25 protein-coding genes and 2 pseudogenes are annotated in these 25,020 nt (G+C 63.9%); 23 read left to right on the top strand and 4 right to left on the bottom strand.

What is annotated here, in order from left to right:
* Positions 1-47: 47 nt before the first annotated feature.
* From IC614_RS01655 to IC614_RS01670, 4 genes are read left to right on the top strand one after another with little or no spacing between them, the layout of a single operon-like run.
* Positions 48-872 carry a transglycosylase SLT domain-containing protein gene (locus IC614_RS01655; RefSeq protein ID WP_200972019.1) on the top strand — a complete coding sequence of 275 codons (825 nt, stop codon included), beginning with the start codon at positions 48-50 and terminating at the stop codon, positions 870-872.
* Positions 869-2,971: a flagellar biosynthesis protein FlhA gene (gene flhA / locus IC614_RS01660; RefSeq protein ID WP_200972020.1), complete on the top strand. Its 2,103-nt coding sequence runs from the start codon at positions 869-871 to the stop codon at positions 2,969-2,971. The genes IC614_RS01655 and flhA overlap by 4 nt, the downstream gene beginning before the upstream one ends.
* Entirely contained in the window at positions 2,968-3,789 is an 822-nt protein-coding gene (locus IC614_RS01665; RefSeq protein ID WP_200972021.1) for a MinD/ParA family protein, read from the top strand. Before flhA ends, IC614_RS01665 begins: the two co-directional genes overlap by 4 nt.
* Positions 3,776-4,507, top strand: coding sequence for a sigma-70 family RNA polymerase sigma factor (locus IC614_RS01670; RefSeq protein ID WP_200972022.1), 732 nt, complete (start codon positions 3,776-3,778; stop codon positions 4,505-4,507). Before IC614_RS01665 ends, IC614_RS01670 begins: the two co-directional genes overlap by 14 nt.
* Positions 4,508-4,606: 99 nt before the next feature.
* Here the strand turns inward: IC614_RS01670 and IC614_RS12460 are convergent.
* Together IC614_RS12460 and IC614_RS12465 are read right to left on the bottom strand one after the other, a co-directional pair.
* A pseudogene (locus IC614_RS12460) lies at positions 4,607-4,867 on the bottom strand (flagellin); the annotation flags it as partial.
* Between the two features lie 690 nt (positions 4,868-5,557).
* Positions 5,558-5,965, bottom strand: a pseudogene (locus IC614_RS12465) (flagellin N-terminal helical domain-containing protein); the annotation flags it as partial.
* Between the two features lie 264 nt (positions 5,966-6,229).
* Here IC614_RS12465 and IC614_RS01680 point away from each other — a divergent pair.
* The 19 genes from IC614_RS01680 to IC614_RS01770 are packed head-to-tail and all read left to right on the top strand — an operon-like array spanning position 6,230 to position 21,895.
* Positions 6,230-7,450 (top strand): sigma-54 interaction domain-containing protein, encoded by a 1,221-nt coding sequence (locus IC614_RS01680; protein ID WP_226372688.1) that lies wholly within the window; start codon positions 6,230-6,232, stop codon positions 7,448-7,450.
* 16 nt (positions 7,451-7,466) lie between these two features.
* A complete protein-coding gene (gene fliE, locus IC614_RS01685; RefSeq protein ID WP_200972025.1) occupies positions 7,467-7,817 on the top strand; it encodes a flagellar hook-basal body complex protein FliE in 351 nt (116 codons plus the stop codon).
* Position 7,818: 1 nt separating this feature from the next.
* Positions 7,819-9,555 carry a flagellar basal-body MS-ring/collar protein FliF gene (gene fliF, locus IC614_RS01690; RefSeq protein WP_200972026.1) on the top strand — a complete coding sequence of 579 codons (1,737 nt, stop codon included), beginning with the start codon at positions 7,819-7,821 and terminating at the stop codon, positions 9,553-9,555.
* Positions 9,548-10,567, top strand: a complete 1,020-nt coding sequence (gene fliG / locus IC614_RS01695) for a flagellar motor switch protein FliG (RefSeq protein ID WP_200972027.1) — start codon at positions 9,548-9,550, stop codon at positions 10,565-10,567. Before fliF ends, fliG begins: the two co-directional genes overlap by 8 nt.
* The gene (locus IC614_RS01700; protein ID WP_200972028.1) at positions 10,560-11,204 is read left to right on the top strand and encodes a FliH/SctL family protein; all 645 of its coding nucleotides are present in this window, start codon (positions 10,560-10,562) and stop codon (positions 11,202-11,204) included. Before fliG ends, IC614_RS01700 begins: the two co-directional genes overlap by 8 nt.
* A 29-nt stretch (positions 11,205-11,233) precedes the next feature.
* Positions 11,234-12,532: a FliI/YscN family ATPase gene (locus IC614_RS01705; protein WP_200973051.1), complete on the top strand. Its 1,299-nt coding sequence runs from the start codon at positions 11,234-11,236 to the stop codon at positions 12,530-12,532.
* Positions 12,529-12,960, top strand: a complete 432-nt coding sequence (locus tag IC614_RS01710; protein ID WP_200972029.1) for a hypothetical protein — start codon at positions 12,529-12,531, stop codon at positions 12,958-12,960. Before IC614_RS01705 ends, IC614_RS01710 begins: the two co-directional genes overlap by 4 nt.
* The gene (locus tag IC614_RS01715) at positions 12,960-14,177 is read left to right on the top strand and encodes a flagellar hook-length control protein FliK (RefSeq protein ID WP_207791135.1); all 1,218 of its coding nucleotides are present in this window, start codon (positions 12,960-12,962) and stop codon (positions 14,175-14,177) included. The genes IC614_RS01710 and IC614_RS01715 overlap by 1 nt, the downstream gene beginning before the upstream one ends.
* Positions 14,178-14,187: 10 nt before the next feature.
* Positions 14,188-14,766, top strand: coding sequence for a flagellar basal body-associated FliL family protein (locus IC614_RS01720; protein WP_200972031.1), 579 nt, complete (start codon positions 14,188-14,190; stop codon positions 14,764-14,766).
* Complete coding sequence (locus tag IC614_RS01725) at positions 14,763-15,743, top strand: flagellar motor switch protein FliM (RefSeq protein ID WP_200972032.1); 981 nt, start codon at positions 14,763-14,765, stop codon at positions 15,741-15,743. The genes IC614_RS01720 and IC614_RS01725 overlap by 4 nt, the downstream gene beginning before the upstream one ends.
* The gene (gene fliN, locus IC614_RS01730) at positions 15,740-16,069 is read left to right on the top strand and encodes a flagellar motor switch protein FliN (protein WP_200972033.1); all 330 of its coding nucleotides are present in this window, start codon (positions 15,740-15,742) and stop codon (positions 16,067-16,069) included. Before IC614_RS01725 ends, fliN begins: the two co-directional genes overlap by 4 nt.
* Positions 16,066-16,335, top strand: a complete 270-nt coding sequence (locus IC614_RS01735; protein WP_200972034.1) for a FliO/MopB family protein — start codon at positions 16,066-16,068, stop codon at positions 16,333-16,335. Before fliN ends, IC614_RS01735 begins: the two co-directional genes overlap by 4 nt.
* Positions 16,336-16,354: 19 nt before the next feature.
* Entirely contained in the window at positions 16,355-17,116 is a 762-nt protein-coding gene (gene fliP / locus IC614_RS01740) for a flagellar type III secretion system pore protein FliP (protein WP_404829147.1), read from the top strand.
* Between the two features lies 1 nt (position 17,117).
* The gene (gene fliQ, locus IC614_RS01745) at positions 17,118-17,396 is read left to right on the top strand and encodes a flagellar biosynthesis protein FliQ (RefSeq protein ID WP_200972036.1); all 279 of its coding nucleotides are present in this window, start codon (positions 17,118-17,120) and stop codon (positions 17,394-17,396) included.
* A complete protein-coding gene (gene fliR / locus IC614_RS01750) occupies positions 17,393-18,178 on the top strand; it encodes a flagellar biosynthetic protein FliR (RefSeq protein ID WP_200972037.1) in 786 nt (261 codons plus the stop codon). Before fliQ ends, fliR begins: the two co-directional genes overlap by 4 nt.
* Positions 18,178-19,317, top strand: coding sequence for a flagellar type III secretion system protein FlhB (gene flhB / locus IC614_RS01755; RefSeq protein WP_200972038.1), 1,140 nt, complete (start codon positions 18,178-18,180; stop codon positions 19,315-19,317). The genes fliR and flhB overlap by 1 nt, the downstream gene beginning before the upstream one ends.
* 58 nt (positions 19,318-19,375) lie before the next feature.
* Positions 19,376-19,798, top strand: a complete 423-nt coding sequence (locus IC614_RS01760; RefSeq protein WP_200972039.1) for a hypothetical protein — start codon at positions 19,376-19,378, stop codon at positions 19,796-19,798.
* Between the two features lie 55 nt (positions 19,799-19,853).
* The gene (gene fliD / locus IC614_RS01765) at positions 19,854-21,467 is read left to right on the top strand and encodes a flagellar filament capping protein FliD (RefSeq protein WP_226372690.1); all 1,614 of its coding nucleotides are present in this window, start codon (positions 19,854-19,856) and stop codon (positions 21,465-21,467) included.
* Positions 21,468-21,499: 32 nt separating this feature from the next.
* A complete protein-coding gene (locus tag IC614_RS01770) occupies positions 21,500-21,895 on the top strand; it encodes a flagellar export chaperone FliS (RefSeq protein WP_200972040.1) in 396 nt (131 codons plus the stop codon).
* A gap of 4 nt (positions 21,896-21,899) precedes the next feature.
* On the opposite strand, the gene IC614_RS01775 is transcribed toward IC614_RS01770, so the two are convergent.
* Together IC614_RS01775 and IC614_RS01780 are read right to left on the bottom strand one after the other, a co-directional pair.
* A complete protein-coding gene (locus tag IC614_RS01775) occupies positions 21,900-22,991 on the bottom strand; it encodes a sigma-54 interaction domain-containing protein (RefSeq protein WP_200972041.1) in 1,092 nt (363 codons plus the stop codon).
* Between the two features lie 147 nt (positions 22,992-23,138).
* Positions 23,139-24,839 carry a DEAD/DEAH box helicase gene (locus tag IC614_RS01780; protein WP_200972042.1) on the bottom strand — a complete coding sequence of 567 codons (1,701 nt, stop codon included), beginning with the start codon at positions 24,837-24,839 and terminating at the stop codon, positions 23,139-23,141.
* Between the last annotated feature and the right edge of the window lie 181 nt (positions 24,840-25,020).

A 25,020-nucleotide genomic window follows, 5' to 3' on the forward strand; every position in this document is an offset into this window, starting at 1 on the left:
TTGGCATAGTCTTTGCTTAAAGTCCTCTGGCATCATCAGAGGACGTCATGTTTCCGACGACGAATTTCAGGACCAGTGCAGAACGCCCATCCGGCGATCGGGTCGGCCAAGCGATCGCAGCGGCATCCGCGCGCACCGGCGTGGATTTCCGATATCTGATGAGCCAGGCCCGGATTGAAAGCGGCTTCAACCCAACCGCCAAAGCACGCACGTCGAGTGCCACCGGCCTTTATCAGTTCATCGACCAGACCTGGCTCGGCACGGTCAAGGATCATGGCGCCCAGCATGGCCTTGGTTGGGCGGCGGAAGCCATCGGTCAGCATTCCAACGGTCATTATTATGTCGCCGATAGCGCCGCTCGCGCGGCGATCCTCGACCTGCGCAATCAGCCCGAAGCGGCGTCGGCTATGGCCGCCGAATATGCCGCCGGCAATCGCGCGCATCTCGAATCCCGTCTCGGCCGTCCGGTCGAGAGCGTCGACCTCTATCTCGCGCACTTCCTGGGGCCGGCGGGCGCGGAGCAATTCCTGACCGCGTTCGATGCCGATCCATCCACGGCTGCTGCCGCGATCCTGCCCCAGGCCGCGAAGGCCAATCGCTCCATTTTCTATCGTGAAGATGGCAGCGCCCGCAGCGTTGCCGAAATCCGCGCTGATTTCGCCGCCAAGCTCGGCGACGGGACGGAAAGGCCGATGCCCGCTCAAGCGTTCGCGCAACGCACAGCGTTCCCGCCGTCCGATGCCGCGCCCCGCCGTTTCGGTGCGGCCCGCGAAGGCCAAGTCGACACCGGTATCCGGCCGATCGCCCGCCCTTCCGCCGAATTCGCCCGCATCTCCTATGAAATGCTCTCGAACATCGGACGTCAGGCATGAGCGCGGCGGGCGTGAAGAAAGCCGTGTGGCTGAGCGCGGGCCGCGGCGCGGTGCTGCCGGCCGCGACGTTGATGCTGGTCATGCTGATGGTCGTGCCGATCCCGGCTTTCCTGCTCGACATCGGCTTCGTCACGAACATCATGATCTCGCTCGCGGTTTTGATGGTGGCGCTGAACGTCGCCAAGCCGCTCGATTTTTCGTCTTTTCCAACCGTTCTTCTGTTCGCCACCCTGCTGCGCCTCGCGCTTAACGTGGCGTCTACCCGCGTCGTCCTCGTCCACGGCCATGAAGGCGGTGCGGCGGCGGGCCATGTCATCGAAGCCTTCGGTAGCTTCCTGATCGGCGGCGATTATGCCGTCGGCATCTTCGTCTTCGCGATCCTGATGATCATCAACATGGTCGTCATCACCAAGGGCGCAGGGCGCGTGTCCGAAGTATCCGCCCGCTTCACGCTCGACGCCCTGCCGGGCAAGCAGATGGCGATCGACGCCGATTTGAACGCCGGGCTGATGACGCCGGAAGAAGCCAAGGCACGCCGCCAGGAAGTGGCGACCGAGGCCGATTTCTACGGTTCGATGGACGGTGCGTCGAAATTCGTGAAGGGCGACGCAGTCGCGGGCGTCCTGATCCTCGTCATCAACATCGTCGGCGGCCTCATTCTCGGCACGGTCAGCCATGGCTTGTCGCTGGGCGAGGCGGCGGAAAATTATATCCTGCTCGCGATCGGCGACGCGCTCGTCGCGCAGGTGCCCGCGCTATTGCTTTCCGTCGCCGCCGCTTCGGTCGTGACGCGCGTGTCTTCGCCGCTCGACCTGTCCGGTCAGATTACCAGCCAGTTCGCTTCGACCCGAGCATGGACGCCGGTCGCCGCCATCCTCCTCTTCCTTGGCGTACTTCCCGGCATGCCGCATTTCATCATCCTGTCCGCCGCGGCGGTGTCCGGCTATATTGCCTGGCGCCTTCACAATGCGCCCAAGCCCGCAGAAAAGGCGGAGGTGGAGGCTGCGACGGCCCCGTCGCCGAGCGCCATCGGCTGGGACGAAGTCAGCGACGGCGCGGCTCTCGGTCTCGAACTCGGCTACGGCCTCATCGGATTGGTGGACGAGCGCAAGGGCGCGCCGCTGATGGCGCGCATCACCGGCATCCGCCGCCAGCTTTCGCGCGAACTCGGCTTCGTCGTGCCGCTGGTGCGGGTTCGCGACGAGCTTTCCCTTGGGCCCAACACTTATCGCATCACCGTCGCGGGCGTCATTTGCGGCGAAGACGAAATCTGGCCGGAAGACCTGCTGGCGCTCGATTCCGGCGATCTCCTCCATGATGTGGACGGCCGCAAGGTCAAGGATCCGACCTTCGGCCTCGACGCCGTGTGGATCGCGCCCGCCAGACGCGCCGATGCCGTCGTTGCCGGTTATACGGTTGTCGATCCGGCAACGGTGGTTGCGACCCATCTCAACCATGTCGTCCAAATGCAGGCGGCCGAACTCTTCGGCATGGATGAAGCACAGAACCTGCTCGATGCTTTGAAGGAGGTCGCGCCGCAGCTCGTCACCGGCCTCACTCCTCAGCCTCTGCCGCTCGCTTCCATCGCGACCTTGTGCCGTGCCTTGCTATCCGAAGGCGTGCCGCTGAAGGATTTCCGCCGCATCTCCGAAGCGATGGCGGATGCGGCGCGCGAGGAAGCCGATCCGGTTCAGCTCGTCGAAAAGGTCCGCCAGCGGATCGGCGCATTGATCGTGCAGACGATCGTGCCGATCAAGATGCCGCTGCCCGTCATTACCCTGGATGCCGAGCTTGAAACCCTGCTCGCCCAGGCGGTGCGCACCGGCCAGAACGCCCATCATCCGATCGAGCCAGGTCTTGCGCAGAAACTGGTCCAGGCGGTGGGCGAGGTGGCCGGGCCCTTGCTCGGCGAGGCGCGGCGCTTCGTCGTCGTCACATCGCCAGTCGCGCGCCGGGCGCTTTCACGTTTGCTGGCCCCGCATATTCCCGATGTGCGCGTCCTCTCCTTCCTCGAGATTCCGGACGGCAAATCCGTTGAAGTCGTCGCCGTCGTTGGCGGCGCAAAGGAGCCAATGATGCTGCCGGAAGCCGTTCAATGATGTGGAACAGCGTCAGAAAAGTCCGCATCGTCGCGGTCGCCAGCGGCAAGGGAGGGGTCGGCAAGACCAATTGCAGCGTCAATCTGGCGGTCGCCCTCGCGCGGCTTGGCAAGGCCACCATGCTGGTCGACGCCGATATCGGGCTTGCCAATGCGAACATCCTTCTCGGCCTCAACGCGCCGCTGACGGTCGGCGACGTTCTCGCGCGGCAATGCGGCCTTTCCGACATCATCATCGAAGGGCCCGCGGGGTTGAAGATCGTGCCCGGCCATAACGGCAGTGGCGTCACCGCCCATCTCGACCGGAGCGACCGGCGGCGGCTGGCCGACGTGTTCCGTCCTTATGCCTCGACGCTCGACTATCTGGTGCTCGACACCGGCACGGGCATCGCACCCGAAGCGCTGCGCCTCACCGCCATGTCCGATCTTGTGACGATCGTGCTGTCGGGTGAGCCGACCGCTTTCATGGATGCCTATACGCTGACCAAAGTGCTGGCGCTCGATCACGGCATTACGTCGCTCGCCGTCGTCACCAACATGGTGGACGACGAGGGCAGGGGGCGCGAGCTGTTCCGCCATTTCCGCGACGTGGTGAGCCGTTTTTTGCCGACCGACCTGCTCTATCTGGGCTCCGTGCCCAACGACGATCATGTCCGGAAAGCGGTGCTCAGGAAGCAATGCTGCATCGAAGCCTTTCCCCGCAGCCAGGCGGCGCAGGCCTTCGGCCTCATCGCTCATGCCTTGGCCGAACTCGATCCCAAGCCGCGCGAAAGCGGCGACCGCTTCTTTGGAATGGAGGCCCTTCATGGCGCTCGTTGATCCGGAAGAATTGGCGACCACGTATAAACGCGTGCCATCCCGCACCCAGCCCGAAGCGCTGGCGCGCGCCCATATGGGCCTTGTGCGCAAGATCGCCTGGCATGTCCACGGCCGCGTCTCGACCGCCATCGACGTGGAGGATCTCGTCCAGATCGGCATGGTCGCGCTCGTCGAGGCGGCCAATGCCTATGAGGATCGCGGCCATGCCTTCGCGACCTATGCGCAGATGCGTATCCGCGGTGCGATGATCGACCACCTCCGCCGGCACGCCACCATCTGCCGTTCCGCCATGGTGAAGCGCCGGGAAATGGCGGGCGCCCGGGAACGGCTTGAAAACCGGCTGGGCCGTGCGCCGAGCGATGGGGAAATGGCTGCCGAGCTTAGCATTACCGCCGCCGATTATCGTTCGATGGTCGACGAGACGATCACCGTTCGCCACGAAAGCCTGGACGACGTTTATTCCGACCAGTCTCTGTGGTTCGCCGACGTCGAAGATCGCGCTGATGACGCGCTTGAGCGCGAAGGGCTGAAGCAAGCCATCGCCGACGGCATTCGTGAACTCCCCGAACGTGAGGCGATGGTTCTCCAGCTCTATTTCGTCGAGGAGCTGAACCTTGAGGAAATCGGACAGACCCTCGGCATCGGTGCCGCCCGCGTCTGTCAGATCAAGAAGTCCGCGCTTGATCGCTTGCGGGGAACGCTCAGCGACTGGAGTTAAGATCCACGCCGCGCCGTCGCATCACAAGTCCTTTTATAAATGAGAAAAGCCCCGGCGCGGTCAGACCGCGCCGGGGCTTTCCCCCACAAGCCGGATAGCTTAGCGGAGGAGGCTCATCACGCCCTGGGCGCTCTGATTGGCCTGGGCAAGCATCGCCTGCGAAGCCTGGCTCAGGATCTGTGCCTTGGCGAGGTTGGTCGTCTCGGCCGAGAAGTCGGCGTCCTCGATGCGGCTGCGCGCTTCTTCGAGGTTCGTCGAGGTCGTGGTCAGATTATTGACGGTGACTTCAAGACGGTTCTGCACGGCGCCGAGGTTGCCACGGCCAGCACTGATCGTATCGAGCGCCGTATCGATCAGGGACATGGCAGCCGACGCAGATGCCTGCGAAGCGATGGAAATACCCGCATCATTGGCATCGTTGACGAAGCCCGCGTTGGCTTCGGCCGTACCGCCGACGACCACGTTCACGCCGGAGTCCGCGGTCAGGGTGATTTTGCCGCGAGCCGTGTCGGTGATATTGGCGAGCGCGGTGCCCGCAACATCCTTACCGGCGGTGAAAGAGGCCGATGCAGCGCCGCTCAAAGCCAGGTTGCTGCCGTCCTTCGACGTGATCTTCAAGCGGCCGTCATCCTCAACGCTGGCGACGATGTTGCCCGAAGGGCCGGAGGAAAGGTTGATCTTTCCAGCGATTGAGATCGCATTGTCGGCAGCCGTCAGCGTCACGCTGACGCCTCCGACGGTCAAAGTGCCGGCCGTGATCGACCCAACCGCTGCCGTCATGGAATTTTCGGCCTTGGCATGAACCATCGTCGTGCCAGCTACCGCTTCGACAGCTGCGGCGATCGCCTTCGCGTCGGCCGCAACAGCGCCTACGTCTACACCGTTCACCGTGAGAGCACCAGCGACCAGAGCCGTTGCCGTAACCACGCCGCCCTTGACCTGCGCTTGAAGGCCAAGCTCGCCGGTGGTCGCATCGACCAACGAAAGCGCGGTCTTTTCGCTCGCATTAAGGCCCGTCTGAAGGTTGAGGGATTTCGTTGACCCATCAAGCAACTTGACGCCGTTGAAAGTCGTCGTTTCCGCGATATTGGCGATTTCCTTGGTCAGCTGATTGACTTCGGACTGGAGAGCAGCGCGGTCGCTGTCCTTCAGCGTGCCGTTGGCCGATTGGGTCGCAAGCTCCTTCATGCGCTGCAGCATGTTGGTGACTTCGCCCATCGCGCCTTCCGCGGTTTGCGCAAGCGAAATGCCGTCATTGGCATTGCGCACGGCTACAGCGAAGCCACGAACCTGGCTGGTCATGCGGCTGGCAATCGCAAGGCCGGCGGCGTCGTCCTTCGCGCTGTTGATGCGCTTGCCGGTCGACAGGCGTTCCATCGCCGTCGACAGGCTCTGATTGGCCAGACGGCTGGCATTCTGGGCCCGAAGCGCAGAAGAATTGGTGTTGATTGCAGTCATTGGGGTATCCTTTCCCGCTCAAATTCGGCGGCCCGGGATCAAGCGAGGGTCGCCACGATTGGGATAACGGTGCTCTTCCAGGGAACTTTAATCGAAAAATTTCGGCGTCGACTTTCTGACGGATGATCTGTCGGCCTCCCGACGCGCACGTGGGCGCGTTTGCGGGCACCGGTAAAACGGGGCTTTTCGATAAACTGGCACACCCCTTGCTTAAACACAGTCCGGGAGACGCTGGAGACCTTCGCCGTTTCTCAAAACTCGGGGTTGTCGATGATCGGATTGAGCGAAAAGACCGTTGCCAAGCACCCACTCCTGCAAAGGTGGCTGGGTGGCGCCGGTATCGCCTGCACGGTGACGGAAGCCGCGACGCGGCAGGACGATATACCCTACGTCCTCGATGCATCGGAGCAAGCGCACGCACGGAGCGGCGATCTTCTCCTCGACTATGCCGATGCCGAACCGGCGCTGATCCTGGGCGACGGCACTCGTCCATCTTTGCTCCGTTTCGGCTTCGAGGACATGAGTTTCGGCCATGCGCTCGCCGCAGAGCTTATGCGCCAGCATTGGCGGCCGGCCTGCGGCGAACCAGAGAGCGCGCGGCTGCTGGCACTGGCCGAAAAGGTCGCGGCGAGCGATGCGACCGTTCTCGTGCTCGGCGAAACCGGCACCGGCAAGGAAGGGCTAGCCCGCTTCATCCATGCCAGCTCCAGACGGGCCAAGGGCCCATTCGTGGCGGTCAATTGCGCCGCTCTCCCGGAGACGATGATCGAAGCTATCCTGTTCGGCCATCGCAAAGGCAGCTTTACCGGCGCTAGCGCGGACGGGGAGGGGCTGTTCCGCGCGGCGGATAGCGGCACCCTGTTGCTCGACGAGATTTCGGAATTACCGCTGGCGCTTCAGGCGAAGCTGTTGCGCGCCCTTCAGGAAAAGGAAGTGCTCGCTGTCGGCGCCGTGCGTCCCGAAACGGTCGACGTCCGCGTTATTGCCTGTGCCAATCGCGACCTTGCAGCCGACGTTGCCGAAGGCCGCTTCCGCGCCGATCTCTACTGGCGGCTCAATGTCATGCCGCTTCACCTGCAGCCGCTCAGCCGCCGCCGGCTCGACGTGCGCGCGATCGCGGCTGCGATGATCCTGCGCCATATCCCGGCGACGGGGCTCCCTTGGCCGACCGCGGCCGCGCTCGACCGCCTGATGGCGCATAGCTGGCCGGGCAATGCCCGGGAGCTGGAAAATGTCCTGCAGCGCGCGATCCTGCTCCGCGAGGGCAACAGGATCGAAGCCGCCGATCTTCAGATCGAGGCGGCTCCGGTCCCCGGTTTTTCCTCGCCGCGCTTCGCCGAAGCCGGACGGGTGGCCCAGGAAGACGTCATTCGCGCCGCGCTCGCGGCCACGGGCGGACACCGCTCACGCGCCGCCGAGCGGCTGGGGATCAGCGAGCGGACGCTACGCTATCGGCTCGCCGACATGCGGGCGGCGGCGGCGTAAAGGGGGGAGATAGGCAATGCCGACCATCGACAGCAGCAGGGTTCTTTCGATGCGCGCCGCGTTCGTCGAACAAAGCAGCGCCCTCCAGAAGGCGGCCGGCATCGGTTCCGCCAACCCGCTGGGCGGCGCCGGGGAGAGCCAGAAAGCAGGCGCTTTCGGGGACGTTTTCCAAAGCGCGCTCGCCAAAGTCAACGAACTGCAGGAAAATTCAAGCGCGGTAACCGAATCTTACGAACGCGGTGAAACAACGGATATCGCCGCCGTAATGCTTGCCCGCCAGCAGGCATCGGTTGGTTTCGAAGCCACGCTTCAGGTGAGGAACAAGCTCCTCTCCGCCTACAAAGACATCATGAGCATGCCGGTCTGACATGAGCGAACTCGCCGCCACTTCGAACGACGTCGTCGCCGCTTCCGGCCGCTCCGTCGCATCCGCCGCCACGATGCGCCCCGGCGCACAGATGGGCTCGATCTTTGAACGCATGCAGAATTTCACTGCACAGCCGGCTGTCGCGAAGAGCTTGCCCGCGCTCGGCATCCTCGCCTTGCTCGGCCTCGCCGCCTTGCTCTGGATGACGTTCAGCGCGCCGCCGTCGCGCGATCTCTTCCAGGGCCTGCCCGATGCCGACAAAGCCGCCGTCGCCGAAGCGCTCGGAACCGCGGGCATAGAATATCGGATTGACAGCGGCACAGGCGCGCTGACCGTCTCGGAAAACGATTATCATCAGGCCAAGATGCTTCTTGCCCAGCAGGGGCTTCCGAAGAGCGCGCCCGGCGGCGACGAGCTGATCAGCAACATGCCGCTCGGCTCCAGCCGCGCGGTGGAGGGGGAGCGGTTGCGCTCAGCCCGCGAGATGGACCTCGCTCGCACTATAGAGGCAATCGACGCGGTCCAGTCGGCGCGCGTCCATCTGGCGGTCGCGCAGCAGAGCGTATTCCTGCGTGACCGCGCCGACCCCGCCGCTTCGGTGATGCTGACGCTCGCTGCGGGGCGCGCGCTCGGCGATGCGCAGGTTCAGGCGATCGTCCACCTCGTCGCTTCCTCGGTTCCTGGCCTAGCGCCCGAAGGCGTTTCAGTCGTCGATCAGAATGGACGCTTGCTGTCGGGCAGCGGAGGCAGCGATGCCCTTGCGGCCTCGGAACGGCAGGTCGCCGTGCAGGACAAGATCGAGGACCGTTATCGCCAGGCGTTGACCTCGCTCCTGACGCCGATCGTCGGCGCCAACAATTTCACCGCCGAAGTTCATGCCGAGGTCGACTTTTCCGAAAAGGAAGCGACCCGCGAAGGCTTTCCGGAAGAATCCCGTGCCTTGCGGTCCGAAGAAGGCAGCACGAGCAGCGACGGCACCACGTCAGCCGGCGGGCAGGCGGCGGCCGGCATTCCCGGCGCGCTCGCCAATCAGGCCCCGCCGGCCGCCGTCGCGGCGCCCGCCCCTGGCGTCAAGGATACTGCCGCGCAACAGGCGGCAACCGCCAATGAACGGCGTACCGAAAATTATTCCCGCAACTTTGCGGTCGGCCGCGAAGTTTCCCATACCAAGCAACAAAGCGGCCAGGTGAAGCGCCTTTCCGTCGCAGTCGCGCTCAAGCGGCCGGAAGGCGGCAAGCCGCTGTCTCAGCAGGAACTCGCCGCGATCGAAAATCTGGTGAAGGGTGCGATCGGCTTCGACCAGGGACGTGGCGACATGGTCGCGCTGACCTCGCGCGCCTTCGCGCCGGTCGAGGAGGCCAGCCAATCTTGGTGGGAAGCGAGCTGGGTTTCGCTGCTCGCCCGCAATCTGACCGCACTCGCTCTTGCCGCCCTTTTCATCTTCGGCGTCGGCAAACCGCTGCTCAAAAAAGGCAGCGCCGCGATGGCGAAGCGCGCGGCTCTGCCGGCGCGCGGATCTGCGACGCTCGGCAACGAGATTGCCGCCGCCCTTAATGCTGAAGCACGGGAAAATGCCGGAACCAAGGTAACGCTCGAAATGATCGAGGCCGCCAAGACTTATGAAGCGCGCGCGGAGCTGGTCCGGAATTTCGTGCGCCAGGATCCGACCCGCGCCGCGCTCGTCGTCCGCGATCTCATTCGCACGGACGGCAAAGGTGGAGTTGAAAAAAATGGCTAAGTTTGGCGCGATCGACGCGGCGGGTGCAGCAAGCGGGAGCGAGGCCGCCGCGATCCTGCTGATGCTCTTGGAAGAGACGGAGGCCGCCGAAGTTCTGACTCGTCTCAGCCCGGACGAGGTGCAGCAGGTCGGCAGCGCGATGTTCGAGCTTGCGGACATCACCGAAACGCAGGTCGACAGCGTCGTGGTGCAATTCATGACGATGGCGAAAGCCCGCACTACGCTCGGCTTCGACGCATCGACCCGTGTGCGTTCGGTCATGACGCATGCGCTTGGGCCCACGCGTGCGGATTCGATGCTCGCTCGCATCACGCCGCCGACCAGCAGCCGCGCCCTCGATGCGCTGCACTGGATGGATGCACGCACCATCGCCACTTTGGTGAAGGAGGAGCATCCGCAGATCGCGGCCCTCGTCCTCGCCCATCTCGAGCCGACCGCCGCGGGCGACGTGCTTCAGCTTCTGCCGCCCGAAATCCAGCCCGATGTCATCCACCGCGTCGCGACCCTCGAAATCGTGACCGCCGAAGCGCTTGAGGAGCTCGAGCGCATCCTCGTCGGCGAAGTGTCGCGTTCGGCAACGCCGGCGACGGCGCGCGGCGGCGCGGGTGAAGCCGCCAAGATCATGAACAACCTCCGTCCGGGTACGGGCCAGCGCATCATCCGGTCGCTGAACAAGGTGGACAAGCGCTTGGCTCAGACGATCGAGGAAGAGATGTTCGTCTTCGACGACCTGATCGCCATCGACGAGAAGAGCCTGTCCACGCTTTTCCGCAACATCGAGAATGATGCGTTGGTCCTGGCTCTCAAAGGCGCCACGCCCCGCCTTCGGGAAAAGATTCTCGGCTGCATGTCGAGCCGCGCCGCCGACGCGATCAAGGATGAAATGGAAGCCCGCGGACCGGTCCGCCTAGCAGAAGTACAGGATGCCCAGAAAGAAGTCCTCGCCACCGCCCGACGCCTCGCCGACGCCGGAACCATCATGCTCCTCGATAGCGGGAACGACTATGTCTAACGTTTGGCGTCACGGCATCGTGGCGGACGCCGCGAGCGTGGGCAGCTTCGCGATCGAGCACAAAGCACCGATGTTCACGCCGTGGACCTCCTTCCAGTCCGATGCCATCACAACAAATCTGTTCGGCGGTGGCGAAGACACTTTGGATGAAGGTGCCCGGCCCGACATGGAAGCGATTGAGGCCGATGCCTTCGCCCAGGGCTTCGAGGCTGGCCGCAGAACCGCGCAGATGGAGATGGCGGCCGAACGCGATGCCGTCGCGCGCCTTGCTGAGAACCTGCAAGTTCTCGAGCCGCAGCCGACCAATGCGCTCGCCGTGTTGATGGCCGAGGCCGTGGAGCGCTTGGTGCGGCAGGTCGTCGGCTCGGTCGAAATCGATCGCGACACCCTGATGCAGCGTGCGGAGCGGGTTGCCGCGATGATCGGCGAAGATACCGATCCCGCGCGTCTTCGCCTCCACCCAGCCGATCTCACGCTCCTCGAACCCGCCCGCCTTTCCGTGGCGATGGTGCCGGACCCGTCGTTGGAACGCGGAACGTTGCTCCTCGAAACCGGTGAAGGCTGGATCGAGGACGGCCCTGCCGTACGCCTCGAGCGCCTGCGCATCGCGCTCGATAAGATGGGAGCTGCGGAGTGACGCTCGCGCTCGCAGAGCAGGCCCAGGCCATGCTGGACCGCGTGCAGGTTCCGGACGGCCGCGCCCAGCGCATCGGCAAGCTCGCCGCTTATGATGGGTTGATGCTGGAGGCCACCGGTTTCAACCAGCCGATCGGCGCCGGCGCCCGCATCATCACGGCGGATGGAGCATCAGCGCGCGCCGAAGTGGTAGGCTTTCGCGGCAATCGCACGCTTCTCATGGCGCTCGATGGCGATGCGCCGCATGCGAGCGGGGCGCGGGTCGAGCCTTTTGCGGGCGGCAACATGGCCGATGTCGGGCCCGGACTGCTCGGCCGCGTGGTCGATGCGCTCGGCGCGCCTCTGGACGGCCTGGGCCCCATCGCGACGGTGGAACGCTGGCCGCTCGCCGGGCAGCAGAGCAATCCGCTCGACCGGGGCCGCGTGACCGAACCTTTCGACATCGGCGTTCGCGCGGTGAACGCTCTTTTGACCGCCGGCATAGGCCAGCGCATCGCGATCATCGCCGGATCGGGCGTCGGCAAATCCGTGCTGATGGGCCAAATGATCGCGGGCGCTGACGCCGATGTTGTAGTCGTCGGCCTGATCGGCGAGCGCAGCCGGGAAGTCAGCGATTTTCTCGCCACCAAATTGGCGGGCAAGATCCGTCAAAAATCGGTGGTCGTCGCGGTTCCCGCCGACCACGCGCCGCTGCTCCGTCTTCGTGCGGCGATGCGCGCGACGGCCATTGCCGAATATTTCCGCGCCCAGGGCAAGAAAGTCCTGCTCCTCATCGACAGCCTGACCCGCGTCGCCCATGCGCAGCGCGAAATCGGCCTGTCGTTGGGCGAGCCGCCGACCGCCAAGGGCTATCCGCCTTCAGCGCTCGGCCTTATCCCGCGTCTTTGCGAGCGGGCGGGCGCCGACACCCGTTCCGGCGGGTCGATCACGGCGCTTTACACGGTGCTGGCCGATGGCGACGACACCAACGATCCGATCGTTGACGCAGCCCGCGCCATTGTCGATGGGCACATCATCTTATCCCGCGCACTTGGAGAGCAAGGCGTCTATCCGGCCATCGATGTCGGCCGTTCGCTCTCGCGGGTCATGCCGGATTGCGTTACGCCAGATCATTTGGCGGCTGCCGCGATGCTGCGCCGCCTCTGGTCGGCTTATGAGGAAAATCGCGACCTCATCCTGATGGGCGCCTATCAGCCGGGCGGAGATGCGACGATCGATGATGCCATTGCGCGCCGGCAGGACATACTGGCTTTCCTCAAACAGGCTCCGGGCGAAAGGATTGCTTTCGCCGAATCGAAAGCCGCGCTGATCGAAGGGTTCGGACAATGAGCCCGGTTTCACGCCAGCGCGCGCGCATCGCCCGCGTTCGTCATGTTCAGCACGATCTCGCCGCCGCCGAAGCCGCGCAAGCGCAAAGGAAAGTGCAGGCGCTCGAACTCAATGCCGGGCAGATTGCGCGGCTGCGAGCGGGGCTCGCACCGCATCTGGGACTGACCTCCGGCGCGACGATGGCCAGCACTGGCGAACTCGCGATGCGGCTCGAAAAAGCGGGTGAAGGATTGGCGCGAACGATCAAGGCCGCTCGCATCGCCGTCGAAGCCAAGGACGCGGTGCGCCTCACCGCGCGTCTGCAGCAGGAAAGCGCGGACAAGCTGAAGACCAAAGCGGCCGCCGAAGACGAAGCGGCGGAGGAACGGCGGATCGCCGCATCCATCCGCCATCGCGGACGTGCCGCGAAAAAGGGAGATCGCATGTGATGACGCTCCATTCCACCATCAAGCTCGCGGGTGCGCCCGCCGACCGTCTCGTGGAGCCCTTATCCGCGGGCGGCGAGCCCGATCTGTTCACCCAGCTTCTTTCGACGGCTGTGCTTTCGCCCGAAATGGCTTTGGCCGACGCTTTCCGCCCGGTCGCCGCCATGCCGGAGCTTTCGGCGCCGGACCAGGACGAAGCGCTCCTTTCAGGCAACGAGAATGAGGAGAAAGAAGATAGCCCGGAGGAAGCCTTGGCGCTTGCGGGTCTGTTTGCGATCCCTTTGCCGCTGCCTGTTCCCGGCGTTGTTGCCACACCGGCAGCGGAAACCCTCGTATCAGTGTCCCCAGGCAGCCGATCTTCACAACCGGATGTAAGCTCCGATGCCCCAGTCGCGGCCTCTGTCTCGCCTGCGGAGACACGCTTGGCTGACCCGCGAGTTGTTGAAGTGGCGGTCGAGCTTGAGGGCCTGAAATGTGCCGCCGAAGACATGCCGGTGAACGTGAAAGCCGGAATCAGGCCGATGCTCGACAAAGTCGCGGTCGAAACGGCGCCGGCCTCAGCGCGGGTTGATATGCGCGGGCACGAGAAAGAGACGCCCTCACTGGAAACCGGAACCGGCAAGGCCCGGCAGCCGGTGGTCGTATTGCTATCCCAGGCGCCTAAGCCCGAGAACCTGGCCGCCCTTCCCCTGCCGCCGCTCGACGCTTTGCAAGGCCCCGCGCCCGCCGCTCTTCCTGACTTGAGGATTGGCTTTTCGGACATTGCGCCCGGACAAGACATCGAGATCGAGCAACATCTGGATCTCGCCAAGGACAGCGAATGGCTCGACCAATTGGCGAAGGACATTGCGCAGACAAGCGGCAAGGAAGGCATTTTACGCTTCCGCCTCAATCCTGAAACGCTCGGCACCCTGAAGGTGGAAGTGGCCAGCAGCCAAGCAGGCATGTCGGTCAGGATGACCGCCGACACCGAAACGGCCCGCGCGATCGTCGCGGACGCGCAGCCGCGCCTGGTGAGCGAAGCGCGTGCCCAAGGCGTGAGGATTATGGAAACGCATGTCGATCTCGGCACGGGCAGCCAGCATGGCTCCAGCGATGCCCGTCACCATCAGGAAGGCGAGGCCGCGCGCCGCGTCTTGGTGAGGACGGCTGGCCGCGATGCGCCCCCAGACGAAAATTCGGAGCGCGCCGGGGCGTCGGGCTCCGACCGCTACGCATGAGGATGATGAGATGAGCGAGAGCGAAAAGCCGGCCAAGAAGCCGGGTAAGATGAAGAAGATCCTGCTGCTGACGGTTCTCGTCCTAGGCATAGGCGGGGGCGGCGTCGGGGCGGGCCTCTATGCGGGCGGCATGCTGCCGGGCACGGGCGGTCACGCCAAGCCTAAGGTCGACCCCAACCTGCCGCATCTCGTCGCGCGCGAAGGAACTTCGGAAGCGGAGGCCGCGAAATATCAATCGGAACATGGCGACAAGTCGCCCGATCCAAAAAAATTCAAAGCCTCTTATTATCCGCTTGAGAACAACTTCACTGTGAATCTGCGCGATACAGACGGTTTCATCCAGATGGGGTTGGGGGTCTCGACCTATTACGACGAACGCGTTCTGGAAAATATCAAGGCGCATGAAATGGCGATCCGGTCCGCGATCCTGCTTCACCTGTCCGACCAAGACTCGCTCGCGCTCGCGACCCCGGCTGGCAAGGACCAGCTGCGCGCTGAACTCAAGAAATCGATCAACGGCGTGCTGAAGGCCAAGGAAGGTTTTGGCGGCGTCGACGACGTCTATTTCACAAGTCTGGTGATGCAATGAGCCAAACCGCACCTTCCTCTTCCGCCGCTTTGTCCGGCGACGAGGTGGCCGCCATGATCGACGGCCTCAACGAACATGCCGCGTCGGAAGGACAGGCGGCCGAACCTGGCGCACGCCCCTATCTGTTCGGCAACGAGACGATCCCGCCTATGCCGATGCTGCCGGCGGTGGACCGTTTGTCCGTCCGGATGGCGCGCCGCCTGCGCGACGTGATCGAACCCTTCGCCCGCGACAAGCCGGGTGTCGAGGCTGAACGCACCACCGTCCGCCGGTTCGAAAGCTGGCGCCTTGAACAGCCCGAATTTTCGAGCATCAGCCTCTACCGCTTCCGGCCGTTGAAGGGCGCGGTTCTCGTCTCTCTCGAACCCAGCTTCATCAGCCGCCTTGTCGACATGTTCTATGGCGGGTCCGGCGATTATGACGAACGGAAATTTAACGAGTTCACCGCTACGGAAGAACGGCTTCTGGTGCGGCTTTCGGAAGCGTTGATCAATACGCTTACGGAGGTCTGGTCCGAAGTCATGACGGTAACCCCCCAACTCATGTCGCGTGAGACGAACACGGCTTATGCCAGTCTCGTTCGCGGCGACGAGCCGGTGGCGGTGTCGCGCTTCACGGTGACGTTGGGTCAGGGCCGCCCGGCGAAGATCGACATTCTCTATCCGGTGTCCGCGCTGCGGTCGGTGGAGAACGAGCTTTCGTCGAAAGTGCATGACGACAACAGCAAGACGGCGCGCGAACGCATGGCCTCGGCTTTGAGCGAGGTCCGGCTTCAGGCGCGCAGCGTTCTGGCCCGTCCGTCTATTTCAATGTCCGAGTTGCTGGCGCTGGAACCTGGCGACGTGATCCCGATCAGTCTGCCGCCCCAGGTTCCCCTTCTCGTATCGGGCCGCCTTGTCGCCTTCGGGTCGATCGGCGACCAGGAAGGGCGGGCCGCGCTCCGGATCGAAAAAGTTGAGAGGAGTTACGCTCCATGAGCGATGTGGACGAAAGTGTTGAGGACGCTTCCCGGTCCGAAGACAAGGTGCTGAACGGCCGCAATTACGGCCTCCTCGCCGACATCCCGCTCCGCTTGTCGGTGGAGGTGGGCAGCAGCTCGTTGAAACTCTCGCAGCTCCTCGACCTTCAAGAAGGCAGCGTCGTCGAGCTCGACCGCCAGGCGCACGAACTGCTCGATATCATGGTCAACGGCCGCCTCATCGCCAAGGGCGAAGTGGTGACCGTCAATAACCGTTTCGGCATCCGCATCGTCGAGGTGATTGCGGCCGAAGCGCGTCTCGCCGGGCTCGAACGCCGCCGATGATGCTGTCCTATATCCTGAAACTGCTGTTCCTCGTTCCCTTGGTGGCGGGGATGGCCTTCGGCGCCCTCTGGCTGTGGCGGAAAGCGCAGCCCGGGCTCGCCATGGGCCAACGCGAACGCGCGGTGAAGCTGATCGACGCGATTCCGCTCGGCGCCACCGGCCGGCTGGCGGTGGTCGAATTCGCCGACAAGCAGCTGTTGATCGCCGTGTCGCGCGGCCAGGTTCAGCTTTTGTCCGAAACGGCCAATCCTGCAAAGGCCGACTGACGTGAGGGCAAGGGGGGCCATCCGCGCAGGCGCTATTTACGGTCTGATCCTCGCTATATTCGCCGTCGCGTCTCCAGCTTTGGCGCAAGCAGGCGGCCAACCGGGCGCCTTGGATCGCGCCGTCCAAACCATTTCCGGCGACGGCCGTCCGCTCTCGCTTTCCCTCCAGATCCTCGTTTTGATGAGCCTGTTGACGGTGCTGCCGTCGCTTATCCTCATGATGACGAGCTTCACCCGCATCATCATCGTCCTGTCGATCCTCAGGCAGGCGCTCGGCCTTCAGCAGACGCCGCCCAACCAGGTGCTTGTCGGGCTTGCCCTGTTCCTGTCCATCTTCGTGATGCGGCCGGTGATTTCGGAGATTAACGAGACCGCCTACACGCCCTACGGGCAAGGCAGCATCAGCGTGGAGGAGGCTGTTTCACGATCGGGCAACGCCCTTCACGGTTTCATGCTGACCCAGACACGCGAGACCGATTTGAAGCTGTTCATGGATCTCGCCGACGCGCAACCCTTCGCACGGCCGCAGGACATTCCCTTCTCGATCCTCCTGCCCTCCTTCGTAACGAGCGAACTGAAGACCGCATTCCAGATCGGCTTCCTGATCTTCCTGCCCTTCCTCATCATTGATCTGGTGGTCGCATCGACGCTGATGGCACTCGGCATGATGATGCTTTCGCCGACGATCATCTCGATGCCGTTCAAGCTGTTGCTGTTCGTGCTGGTCGACGGTTGGGCGCTCACCATGGGCTCGCTCGCCGCATCCTTCGCGGGGGGATAGGATGGTCGTCGACAGCCCGGACTATTTCATCGGCGTCGCGCAGCAGGCCTTATGGGTCGTCTCGCTGGCGGTCGCTCCCATCCTCATCCCGGCGCTGATCGCGGGCGTCGTCCTCGGCATGATCCAGGCGGCGACGTCGATCAACGAGGCGACCTTATCCTTCGTGCCGAAATTGATCGTCGTCGGCCTCTGCCTTATTCTCTTCGGCAGCGCGATCCTGATGCTCCTGATGGATTTCACCCAGGACATTTTCGCGCGCATCCCCGATCTGACGCGATGATGCCGGCGGGCTTCGCGGCCGTCGAGACGCAGCTGTGGCTGTGGATGGTCGCCATGATCCGCCCCGGCGCCGCCTTCATCGCCGCGCCGGTATTCAGCGCCCCGTCCGTGCCTGTTCAATTGCGCCTCGTCATCGCGTTGGCGATCGGCATTCCGTCGCTCTCGGCCGTCAATTTCGTGCTTCCGGACGGCGGTCTAGCGACCATTGAAGGCTTCATGCTCGTCCTTGGCGAGGTATTGGCGGGCCTTGCTTTAGGCTTCGCAGTCCAGATCGGCTTCGCGGCCGCCTTGGTTGCGGGGGAAACGATCAGCAACGCCATGGGCCTCGGCTTTTCGTCCATGATCGATCCGGCGAGCGGCCAGTCCAGCCCCGCGCTCGGCCAGTTCCTGTCGATCCTCGGCACCTTCCTGTTTCTCGCCGTCGGCGGCCATCTCGCGCTCGCGGCGATCATCGTCGAAAGCTACCGCGCGTTGCCGCCCGGCAATGCCTGGATGCCCGCCGAAAGCATCAACGGCCTCGTCCTGTTCGGCGGAACGGTGTTCGCGGCGGGTCTGTCCATCGCGCTTCCGGTGGGCTTCGCGATCATCCTCGTCCAAGTGGTGATGGGCATGCTGTCCCGCTCCGCGCCCGCGCTCAACCTGTTCGCGGTCGGCCTGCCCGCCGCCTTGCTTGCCGGTCTGGTTCTACTCGCCATAGCGGCACCGGTGATCGGGGAGGGGATTCTCGCCGCCATCCAGATGGGCCTTGAGGAAGCGCGCCGCCTCGCGCTTGGAGGCACCTGATGTCGGAGGAGGCCGATAAGGACCAAAAAACGGAAGCCCCGACGCCGAAGCGCAGGAAGGACGCGATTGAGAAAGGCGATGTCCTCCAGTCGCGGGAGCTTGGCACCGCGCTCGTGATCGTCGGGGGCGCGATCTGGATCGCCATGGCGGGCCCGATGATGCTCGGCGCGCTTCAGGACATGCTCGCCGACGCGCTGACCTTCGATGCCTCCGCCTTGCGCAATTTTCAGCCAGGGGAAATCGCGCTGCGTCTCGTCGGCATGGTTGCGGTTCCGCTCATTCTGCTTTTCGCCATTACCATTGCCGCGGCAATCGGCACGCCGGCCGCGCTCGGATCGCTGGGCTTCCGATCGAAAGCCTATGCCTTCAAGGCGAGCAAGCTCAATCCGATGAGCGGCCTCAAGCGCATGTTCGGCATGCATGGCGTGATCGAATTGGTAAAGTCGATCGCCAAGGTCATTCTCCTGGGTTCGGTCGCGGTTTGGCTGCTTCTCGATCAGTCGACCGCCTTGGTGGGCCTTGCGGCGCAGGATCTCAATGCCGCGCTTGGCGACGTTGGACGGACCTTTACCCTCGCCATCCTCATCATGGCCCTCGCGCTTGCGCTCATCGCATTGGTCGATGTGCCGGCCCAGATCATGCAGCGCATGGGCCGCCTGCGCATGAGCAAGCAGGAGATCAAGGACGAGCACAAACAGACCGAAGGCTCGCCCGAGCTGAAGGCCGCGCTGCGCCGCCGCCAGCATGAGATGGTGCGCAATTCCGCCCGTGCCGCCGTGCAGGACGCGACGGTCGTGCTTACCAATCCAACTCATTTCGCCGTCGCGCTTCGCTACCGCCCCGGGGTCGATCCCGCGCCCTTCATCGTCGCGAAAGGGAAGGGAGAGACGGCGCAAGCCATACGCGAGATGGCGGGTGAGGCGAACGTGCCGATGCTGAGCTACCCGCAGCTCACGCGTGCGCTTTATTTCACCGCGCGCACGGGCCAGGTGATCCGCGAAGACCTTTATATGGCGGTCGCCGCCATCCTCGCCTTCGTCTTCAATCTCGACGCGGCATTGGCGTCCGGCGCCGCGCAGCCGCGGGTCGACGTGCCGGAAAATGCGCGTTTCGATGAAAAAGGACGTCCGCAGCCTTAAAGTTTCTTTCCCCCCGGCCGTTCTTGGTTGCGGCGAGGTGGGTGAAAGCAGGCCACGGATGCGAGAGACGGAAGAGGAAAGGCCGGGCAGAACGGCGCACGATCGGGCGGTGGACCAGATCGAGGCGGTGCTGCAGCGTGCCTTTCAAGGCGAAGCGGGTACGCAGCGCCTCAGCCGGATCATCAAGGCACTGGATAAGCGCCAGTCTCCGACGATGGAGGAAGGAAGCCTGCGCGATCACCTTGCCGCCGCCATCGCCGAGATCGATCTTATTCGGGAACGGGCCCACCGGCGCGGCGTGCCGCTGGAGGGCTGGCTTTCCGGCGTGGCCGACGACATCAGCGCAACAGGCAGCGCCCCGGACAATGCCGCCTTGGAGACGGTTTTCTCCCTCGTCGGGCGGATGGCGGCGTACCCGGCCCGCACCCTGTGCGCCCAGGCCGGCGTCGCGCGCGCCAACGTCCACATTTTGACCGGATAAAGCCTAAAGCAATCTTCCTTGCTGCCGTTCTAAGGAAAGCAAGGGGGAATGCCCAATGGTTTCATCGATCGGATATGCGCTGGGCGCCGGGTCCGGCATCGACACTGCGAAGCTGGTCGACGATCTTTACAATGCCAGCCGCGCGCCCAAGGAAGCCGCCATCAAGAAGCGGGAAGAGGCGAATGCCGCGAAAATCTCCGCGCTCGGCGAAGCGTCCAACGCGCTCGCCTCTTTTTCCAGCGCCTTGTCCTCCCTGATTTCCGGAGGAACGCTTTTCACCCAGCCGACCGTTTCCGATCCCTCCATTCTCTCCGCCAAGGCGCTGGCCGGTTCCCGTATTGGCGATTATTCCGCGACGCTTGAGGTGAAACGCCTCGCCCAGGCGCAAACCCTGGTCGGCGCGCCTTTCGCCAATGCGTCCGATCCGGTAGGCGAAGGAACGCTCACGTTGAGGATTGGCGGCGTCGCGACCCAAGTCGCGATCGGACCAGCCAATAACAGCCTTGAAGGCCTTGCCAAGGCGATCAACGACAAGAAGGCCGGCGTCACCGCTTCGCTCGTCAAGGGATCGACCGGCGTGCAGTTGATGCTGAAAGGGCAGACCGGCGCCGCTCAAGCCTTCACGCTGGATGTGCCGGGCGGTACGACATCGGGTCTCGAACGCTTCGCTTACGATCCCAATGTGAGTGGCGGCCTGACGCGCGCGCAGGAAGCGCGAGATGCCGTTCTCATCCTCGATGGCGTGCAGGTTCTGCGCGACAGGAACAGCGTGTCGGATCTTATCCCGGGTATGCAACTGGACCTGGTCAAGGCCGTGGACGGAACGACCGTCACCATCGGTACCCAGCGCCCGGTCGCGGCTATTCGCCAGGCTGTCAGTGATTTCGTCACGGCTTTCAACGAATTGAATACTGTTCTTAAGGATATGGCGGGACCGGGCGTGCCCGGAAAGGGCGCCGGGCCGCTCCGCCAGGATGTCGGCATTCGCGACATGCAGCGTCAGCTCGCCCAATTGCCCACGACGATCCTCAGCAGCCAGAATGGCATCCGCACGCTTGGCGACATCGGCGTCCGCACCAACCGCGACGGAAGCGTCGCGATCGACGAAGCCTCCTTGGAACGGGCCTTGAAGGAGAGTCCCGACGCAGTCGAAGCATTGTTCAATCCGGGGCAGTTCAGCAGCAATCCAAATCTCGTCATCTCAAGCGCATTGGGCAAGGTGAAGCCCGGCACCTATACGATCACCGACGTCGTGCCCGGCGTGAACGGGGGCAATGCGAGCGGCAAGATCAACGGCGTCGCCGCCGGCGCCGTGGGCGATTACCTCGTTGCCCCTTCGGGTTCTCCCGCCGTGGGACTGACCCTTCAGGTCAAGGGCGCGGTCGTGGCAGCGACGATTACCATCGACGCCGGGCTTGGCGGCGCTCTCGCCGCTATCAAGGACAGGCTGTTCGCGCTCGGCGGGCCGCTGACCAACAGCAATGAGCGGTTGAGGAAAGAGGCCGACGATCTGGCCGATGCGCGCGAGACGATGGAGCGGCGCATGACGACCTTCAAGAACCGCCTCGTCAACGATTATGCGGCGATGGAGAAGCGGGTGTCGGCTTTCAAAGCGACCCAGAGCTACCTTGAGCAACAGGTCAAGATTTGGACCGGCAACAATGATTGACCGGCCATCAGTTTTCGGAAGGGAATGAGTATATGTTCATGTCGCAGGGGCAATTTGGCATGGCGCGGGCTCGTTATCAGAGCATCGATATCGCGAGCCGTGTCGAAGGCGCGTCGCCGCACATGCTCGTCCAGATCATGTACGAGGAGCTTTTGAAGGCGCTCGACACGATGGCGGCGGCGGTGCGTCAGCGGGACATCGTGAAACGGGGGCGGACGCAGGCGCGGGCGCTGTCGATCCTTCACGGCCTGGAAGGCAGTCTGGATTTCAACCGGGGCGCGGAAATCGCGGCGGGGCTTGCAACCGTCTACCGCGAGGCGCGGCGCCTGGTGGTGAACGGCGGACGGGAAAATGACGAGGAGCAGATCGTCCGCGCCCGCGACATGCTGGGCGAGATCGCAGGAGCCTGGAGCGCGATCGGGCAGTAAAGCGTCAGGAAGGATCGTCCTTGGCCAGGCCGTATTTCCGCATCTTCTCGATCAGCGTCGTGCGTTGCAGGGACAGCATGCGGGCCGCGTCGGCGACGACGCCTTTGGCCGACTTCAGGGCATCGGCGATGTGCTGACGCTCGAGATCGGCGACGACAGCGCGCAAATCGATCGGCTCGTCCTTCAATGACAATGGCGCCGGCTTTGCAGAGGCTGCGGGAATAAAGGCGGCATCGGCGATGGGCGACACCATTCCGCTTGCCTGCCAAATGGCGTCCCGCTCCGCCCTGTTCATACGCGGGCGGCGGCTGAAAAGAAGTTCGATCTGTTCGGCGCCGACCGTCTGGCCGGCATAAAGAATGACCGCGCGTTCGACGATGTTGCGCAATTCGCGGACATTGCCCGGCCAAGGATGCGCCGCCAGCTTTTCGATGGCATCGGGCGTGAAGCGGACAGTCTGTTTAGTGTCCGCAATCTGTCGAAGGAAGTGGCGGACGAGCAGGGGTACGTCCTCGCGCCGTTCGCACAGCGGCAGAACCTCAAGCGGGAAGACGGCCAGGCGGTAGTAGAGATCCTCGCGAAAATTCTGCTGTCCGATGGCGTCGTCGAGGTTGCGATGCGTAGCGGATACGATGCGCGAATCAATCGCGATCTCGCCGCGCCCGCCGACCCGCTGAATCGATTTTCCTTCCAGCACCCGAAGCAGTTTCACCTGCATGTCCGCAGGCATGTCGCCGATTTCATCCAGAAAAAGGGTGCCGCCGTCGGCCTCCTCGAAACGGCCGCGCCGTTGCGCCAGCGCCCCAGTGAAAGAGCCTTTTTCGTGACCGAACAGCTCGGATTCCAGCAGATCGCGGGGAATGGCGCCGCAATTCAGGGCGACATAGGATTTGGCGGCGCGGCGGCTTTCGGCATGAATGGCGCGCGCCACCATCTCCTTCCCGCAACCCGACGGTCCGGTGACGATAACGGATGCGGAAGTAGGAGCGACCTGACGGATCAGATATTTCAGCTCGGCAATACCCGGGCTGACGCCGACGATAAGGCTGTCGGCGCACGCTCCTTCGCCGACCGGTGGAGACCAAGCTACCGACATAGGCGCAATGCGCCGGATAAACGGCTGCGGTCACCTCGCATGTAACACCCCCCAATCTTTTGCTTTGAAGGTGCAATAGGCCCGGAGCGGTTAACGATCGGCAAACGCGATCGCTTTTTTGCGCCGAACGGTTTTTGCCTGAAATCTTTAGAAGCGTTTGGCTTTCTTTGGGCCCCGTTCAAATGCTGGCCGCGCCTTGTGCCGCTTGGGGGGCGGCCCGGCGCGGCGGTTTTGCCGGGCCGTTTCTCGAGGCGAACCAGCGACAAGTTCGATCGAAATGCCGTCCTCATCCTGCGCGCCCGCCTTGGCGGTTCTCTTTACCGCCGCCGAAAAGCGGCTGGCGACGGCACGCGGTATTTCAACCAAGGTTTCGTTGGCGGCGATCCGGATCGCGCCGATCTCGCTCTTCGTCAGATGGCCGCGTCGGCACAACAGCGGCAGGATCCAGCGCGGATCCGCATTGTGGCGCCGGCCGACATCCATGCGAAACCAGACCGTATCCTCAAAACCGGGGCGAGGCCCCGTGGACGCGGGAGCGGGGCCCTTGTCCAGCAGCTCCTCCGGCGCTGGCATGCGTGCGCGATGGGCTTTCACAAGCGCGGCTGCAATGTCTTCGGCAGGGAGTCTTTGCATCACCAGCGCCGCCAACGCGCGATCCTCCTCATCAAGCTCGACCGGCTTGGTCAGGGCTGCGACCAGGCGTTCGCGGTCGGCCTGATGAATGTCGGCAGGTGTCGGCGCTTCAATCCAGTCGGCGGCGATCTTCGCCCCGCGCAGCATCGATTCAACCCGTTTCCGGCGCGGATAGGGGACCAGCAGAACCGCGATGCCCTTCTTGCCTGCCCGCCCAGTGCGGCCGGAGCGGTGCTGCAAGGTCTCCGCGTCGCGTGGCAGCTCGACATGGATGACGAGCGAGAGGGTGGGAAGATCGATCCCGCGCGCAGCCACATCGGTTGCGACGCACACGCGCGCCCGCCGGTCGCGCAAGGCCTGCATCGCCTGGTTGCGCTCATTCTGGCTATGCTCGCCGGAAAGTGCGACGGCTGCGAAGCCACGCTCGATAAGGCTGGCGTGCAGTCGGCGAACGCTCTCCCGCGTCGCGCAGAACAGCATCGCCGATTCCGCTTCGTGCAGGCGGAGGATGTTGACCACCGCATTTTCAATGTCGGACGGGGCGATGGCGACGGCCTGATAGCTGATGTCGCCATGGCCGCGATTTTCACCCACCGTCGATATCCGCAAGGCATCCTTCTGGTACCGTTTGGCGAGTGCCACGATGGGCTTTGGCATCGTCGCCGAAAACAGGAGAGAGCGCCGTTCGTCCGGTGTCGCATCGAGGATTTCCTCGAGATCCTCGCGGAAGCCCATGTCGAGCATTTCGTCCGCTTCGTCGAGGACCGCGACGCGAAGCGCACCAAGATCGAGCGCGCCGCGTTCAAGGTGATCGCGCAGACGGCCGGGCGTGCCCACCACGATATGCGCTCCTTGCGCAAGCGTGCGCCGTTCGCGCGACGGATCCATGCCGCCGACGCAGGTCGCGATCCGTGCGCCCGCTTTCTCATACAGCCACGCGAGTTCACGGCTCACCTGAAGCGCTAGCTCGCGGGTCGGCGCGATCACGAGGGCAAGCGGCTCGCGGATGAAGGGCAAACTGCCATTCTCCCCAAGAAGTTGGGGCGCCATTGCAAGCCCGAAGGCGACCGTTTTTCCCGACCCCGTCTGCGCGGAAACGATCAAGTCGCGATTCTCTGCTTCTGCTTCGAGAACGGCATTCTGCACGGGCGTCAGGGAATCGTAGCCGCGCGCGGAAAGCGCCTCGGCGAGGAGGGGAGGGAGGGTGTCGATCATATTTTTCCGAAAGCTTGGCGCTACATCGCGTGGAAGCGGGTCTAACATGAATGGCCGGTCAAGTCCTGCTAAATCGCTGCGCAGTCATGGCCGAACCCTGGATCCAGGATCAGTGACCGTCCCAAAAGGCGATAAATCGCGCTTGATTCCCCGTTCATACCAAAACGGGGAGCGCATGGCT

This window comes from Sphingosinicella flava (assembly GCF_016025255.1).
Lineage (GTDB): Bacteria > Pseudomonadota > Alphaproteobacteria > Sphingomonadales > Sphingomonadaceae > Allosphingosinicella > Allosphingosinicella flava.

Bases quoted from the DNA above. Each gene is read 5' to 3' on its own strand.
- IC614_RS01655 (WP_200972019.1), top strand. From the start codon at position 48: ATGTTTCCGACGACGAATTTCAGGACCAGTGCAGAACGCCCATCCGGC.
- flhA (WP_200972020.1), top strand. From the start codon at position 869: ATGAGCGCGGCGGGCGTGAAGAAAGCCGTGTGGCTGAGCGCGGGCCGC.
- IC614_RS01665 (WP_200972021.1), top strand. From the start codon at position 2,968: ATGATGTGGAACAGCGTCAGAAAAGTCCGCATCGTCGCGGTCGCCAGC.
- IC614_RS01670 (WP_200972022.1), top strand. From the start codon at position 3,776: ATGGCGCTCGTTGATCCGGAAGAATTGGCGACCACGTATAAACGCGTG.
- fliE (WP_200972025.1), top strand. From the start codon at position 7,467: ATGCCGACCATCGACAGCAGCAGGGTTCTTTCGATGCGCGCCGCGTTC.
- fliF (WP_200972026.1), top strand. From the start codon at position 7,819: ATGAGCGAACTCGCCGCCACTTCGAACGACGTCGTCGCCGCTTCCGGC.
- fliG (WP_200972027.1), top strand. From the start codon at position 9,548: ATGGCTAAGTTTGGCGCGATCGACGCGGCGGGTGCAGCAAGCGGGAGC.
- IC614_RS01700 (WP_200972028.1), top strand. From the start codon at position 10,560: ATGTCTAACGTTTGGCGTCACGGCATCGTGGCGGACGCCGCGAGCGTG.
- IC614_RS01705 (WP_200973051.1), top strand. From the start codon at position 11,234: ATGCTGGACCGCGTGCAGGTTCCGGACGGCCGCGCCCAGCGCATCGGC.
- IC614_RS01710 (WP_200972029.1), top strand. From the start codon at position 12,529: ATGAGCCCGGTTTCACGCCAGCGCGCGCGCATCGCCCGCGTTCGTCAT.
- IC614_RS01715 (WP_207791135.1), top strand. From the start codon at position 12,960: ATGACGCTCCATTCCACCATCAAGCTCGCGGGTGCGCCCGCCGACCGT.
- IC614_RS01720 (WP_200972031.1), top strand. From the start codon at position 14,188: ATGAGCGAGAGCGAAAAGCCGGCCAAGAAGCCGGGTAAGATGAAGAAG.
- IC614_RS01725 (WP_200972032.1), top strand. From the start codon at position 14,763: ATGAGCCAAACCGCACCTTCCTCTTCCGCCGCTTTGTCCGGCGACGAG.
- fliN (WP_200972033.1), top strand. From the start codon at position 15,740: ATGAGCGATGTGGACGAAAGTGTTGAGGACGCTTCCCGGTCCGAAGAC.
- IC614_RS01735 (WP_200972034.1), top strand. From the start codon at position 16,066: ATGATGCTGTCCTATATCCTGAAACTGCTGTTCCTCGTTCCCTTGGTG.
- fliQ (WP_200972036.1), top strand. From the start codon at position 17,118: ATGGTCGTCGACAGCCCGGACTATTTCATCGGCGTCGCGCAGCAGGCC.
- fliR (WP_200972037.1), top strand. From the start codon at position 17,393: ATGATGCCGGCGGGCTTCGCGGCCGTCGAGACGCAGCTGTGGCTGTGG.
- flhB (WP_200972038.1), top strand. From the start codon at position 18,178: ATGTCGGAGGAGGCCGATAAGGACCAAAAAACGGAAGCCCCGACGCCG.
- IC614_RS01760 (WP_200972039.1), top strand. From the start codon at position 19,376: ATGCGAGAGACGGAAGAGGAAAGGCCGGGCAGAACGGCGCACGATCGG.
- fliD (WP_226372690.1), top strand. From the start codon at position 19,854: ATGGTTTCATCGATCGGATATGCGCTGGGCGCCGGGTCCGGCATCGAC.
- IC614_RS01770 (WP_200972040.1), top strand. From the start codon at position 21,500: ATGTTCATGTCGCAGGGGCAATTTGGCATGGCGCGGGCTCGTTATCAG.
- IC614_RS01775 (WP_200972041.1), bottom strand. From the start codon at position 22,991: ATGTCGGTAGCTTGGTCTCCACCGGTCGGCGAAGGAGCGTGCGCCGAC.
- IC614_RS01780 (WP_200972042.1), bottom strand. From the start codon at position 24,839: ATGATCGACACCCTCCCTCCCCTCCTCGCCGAGGCGCTTTCCGCGCGC.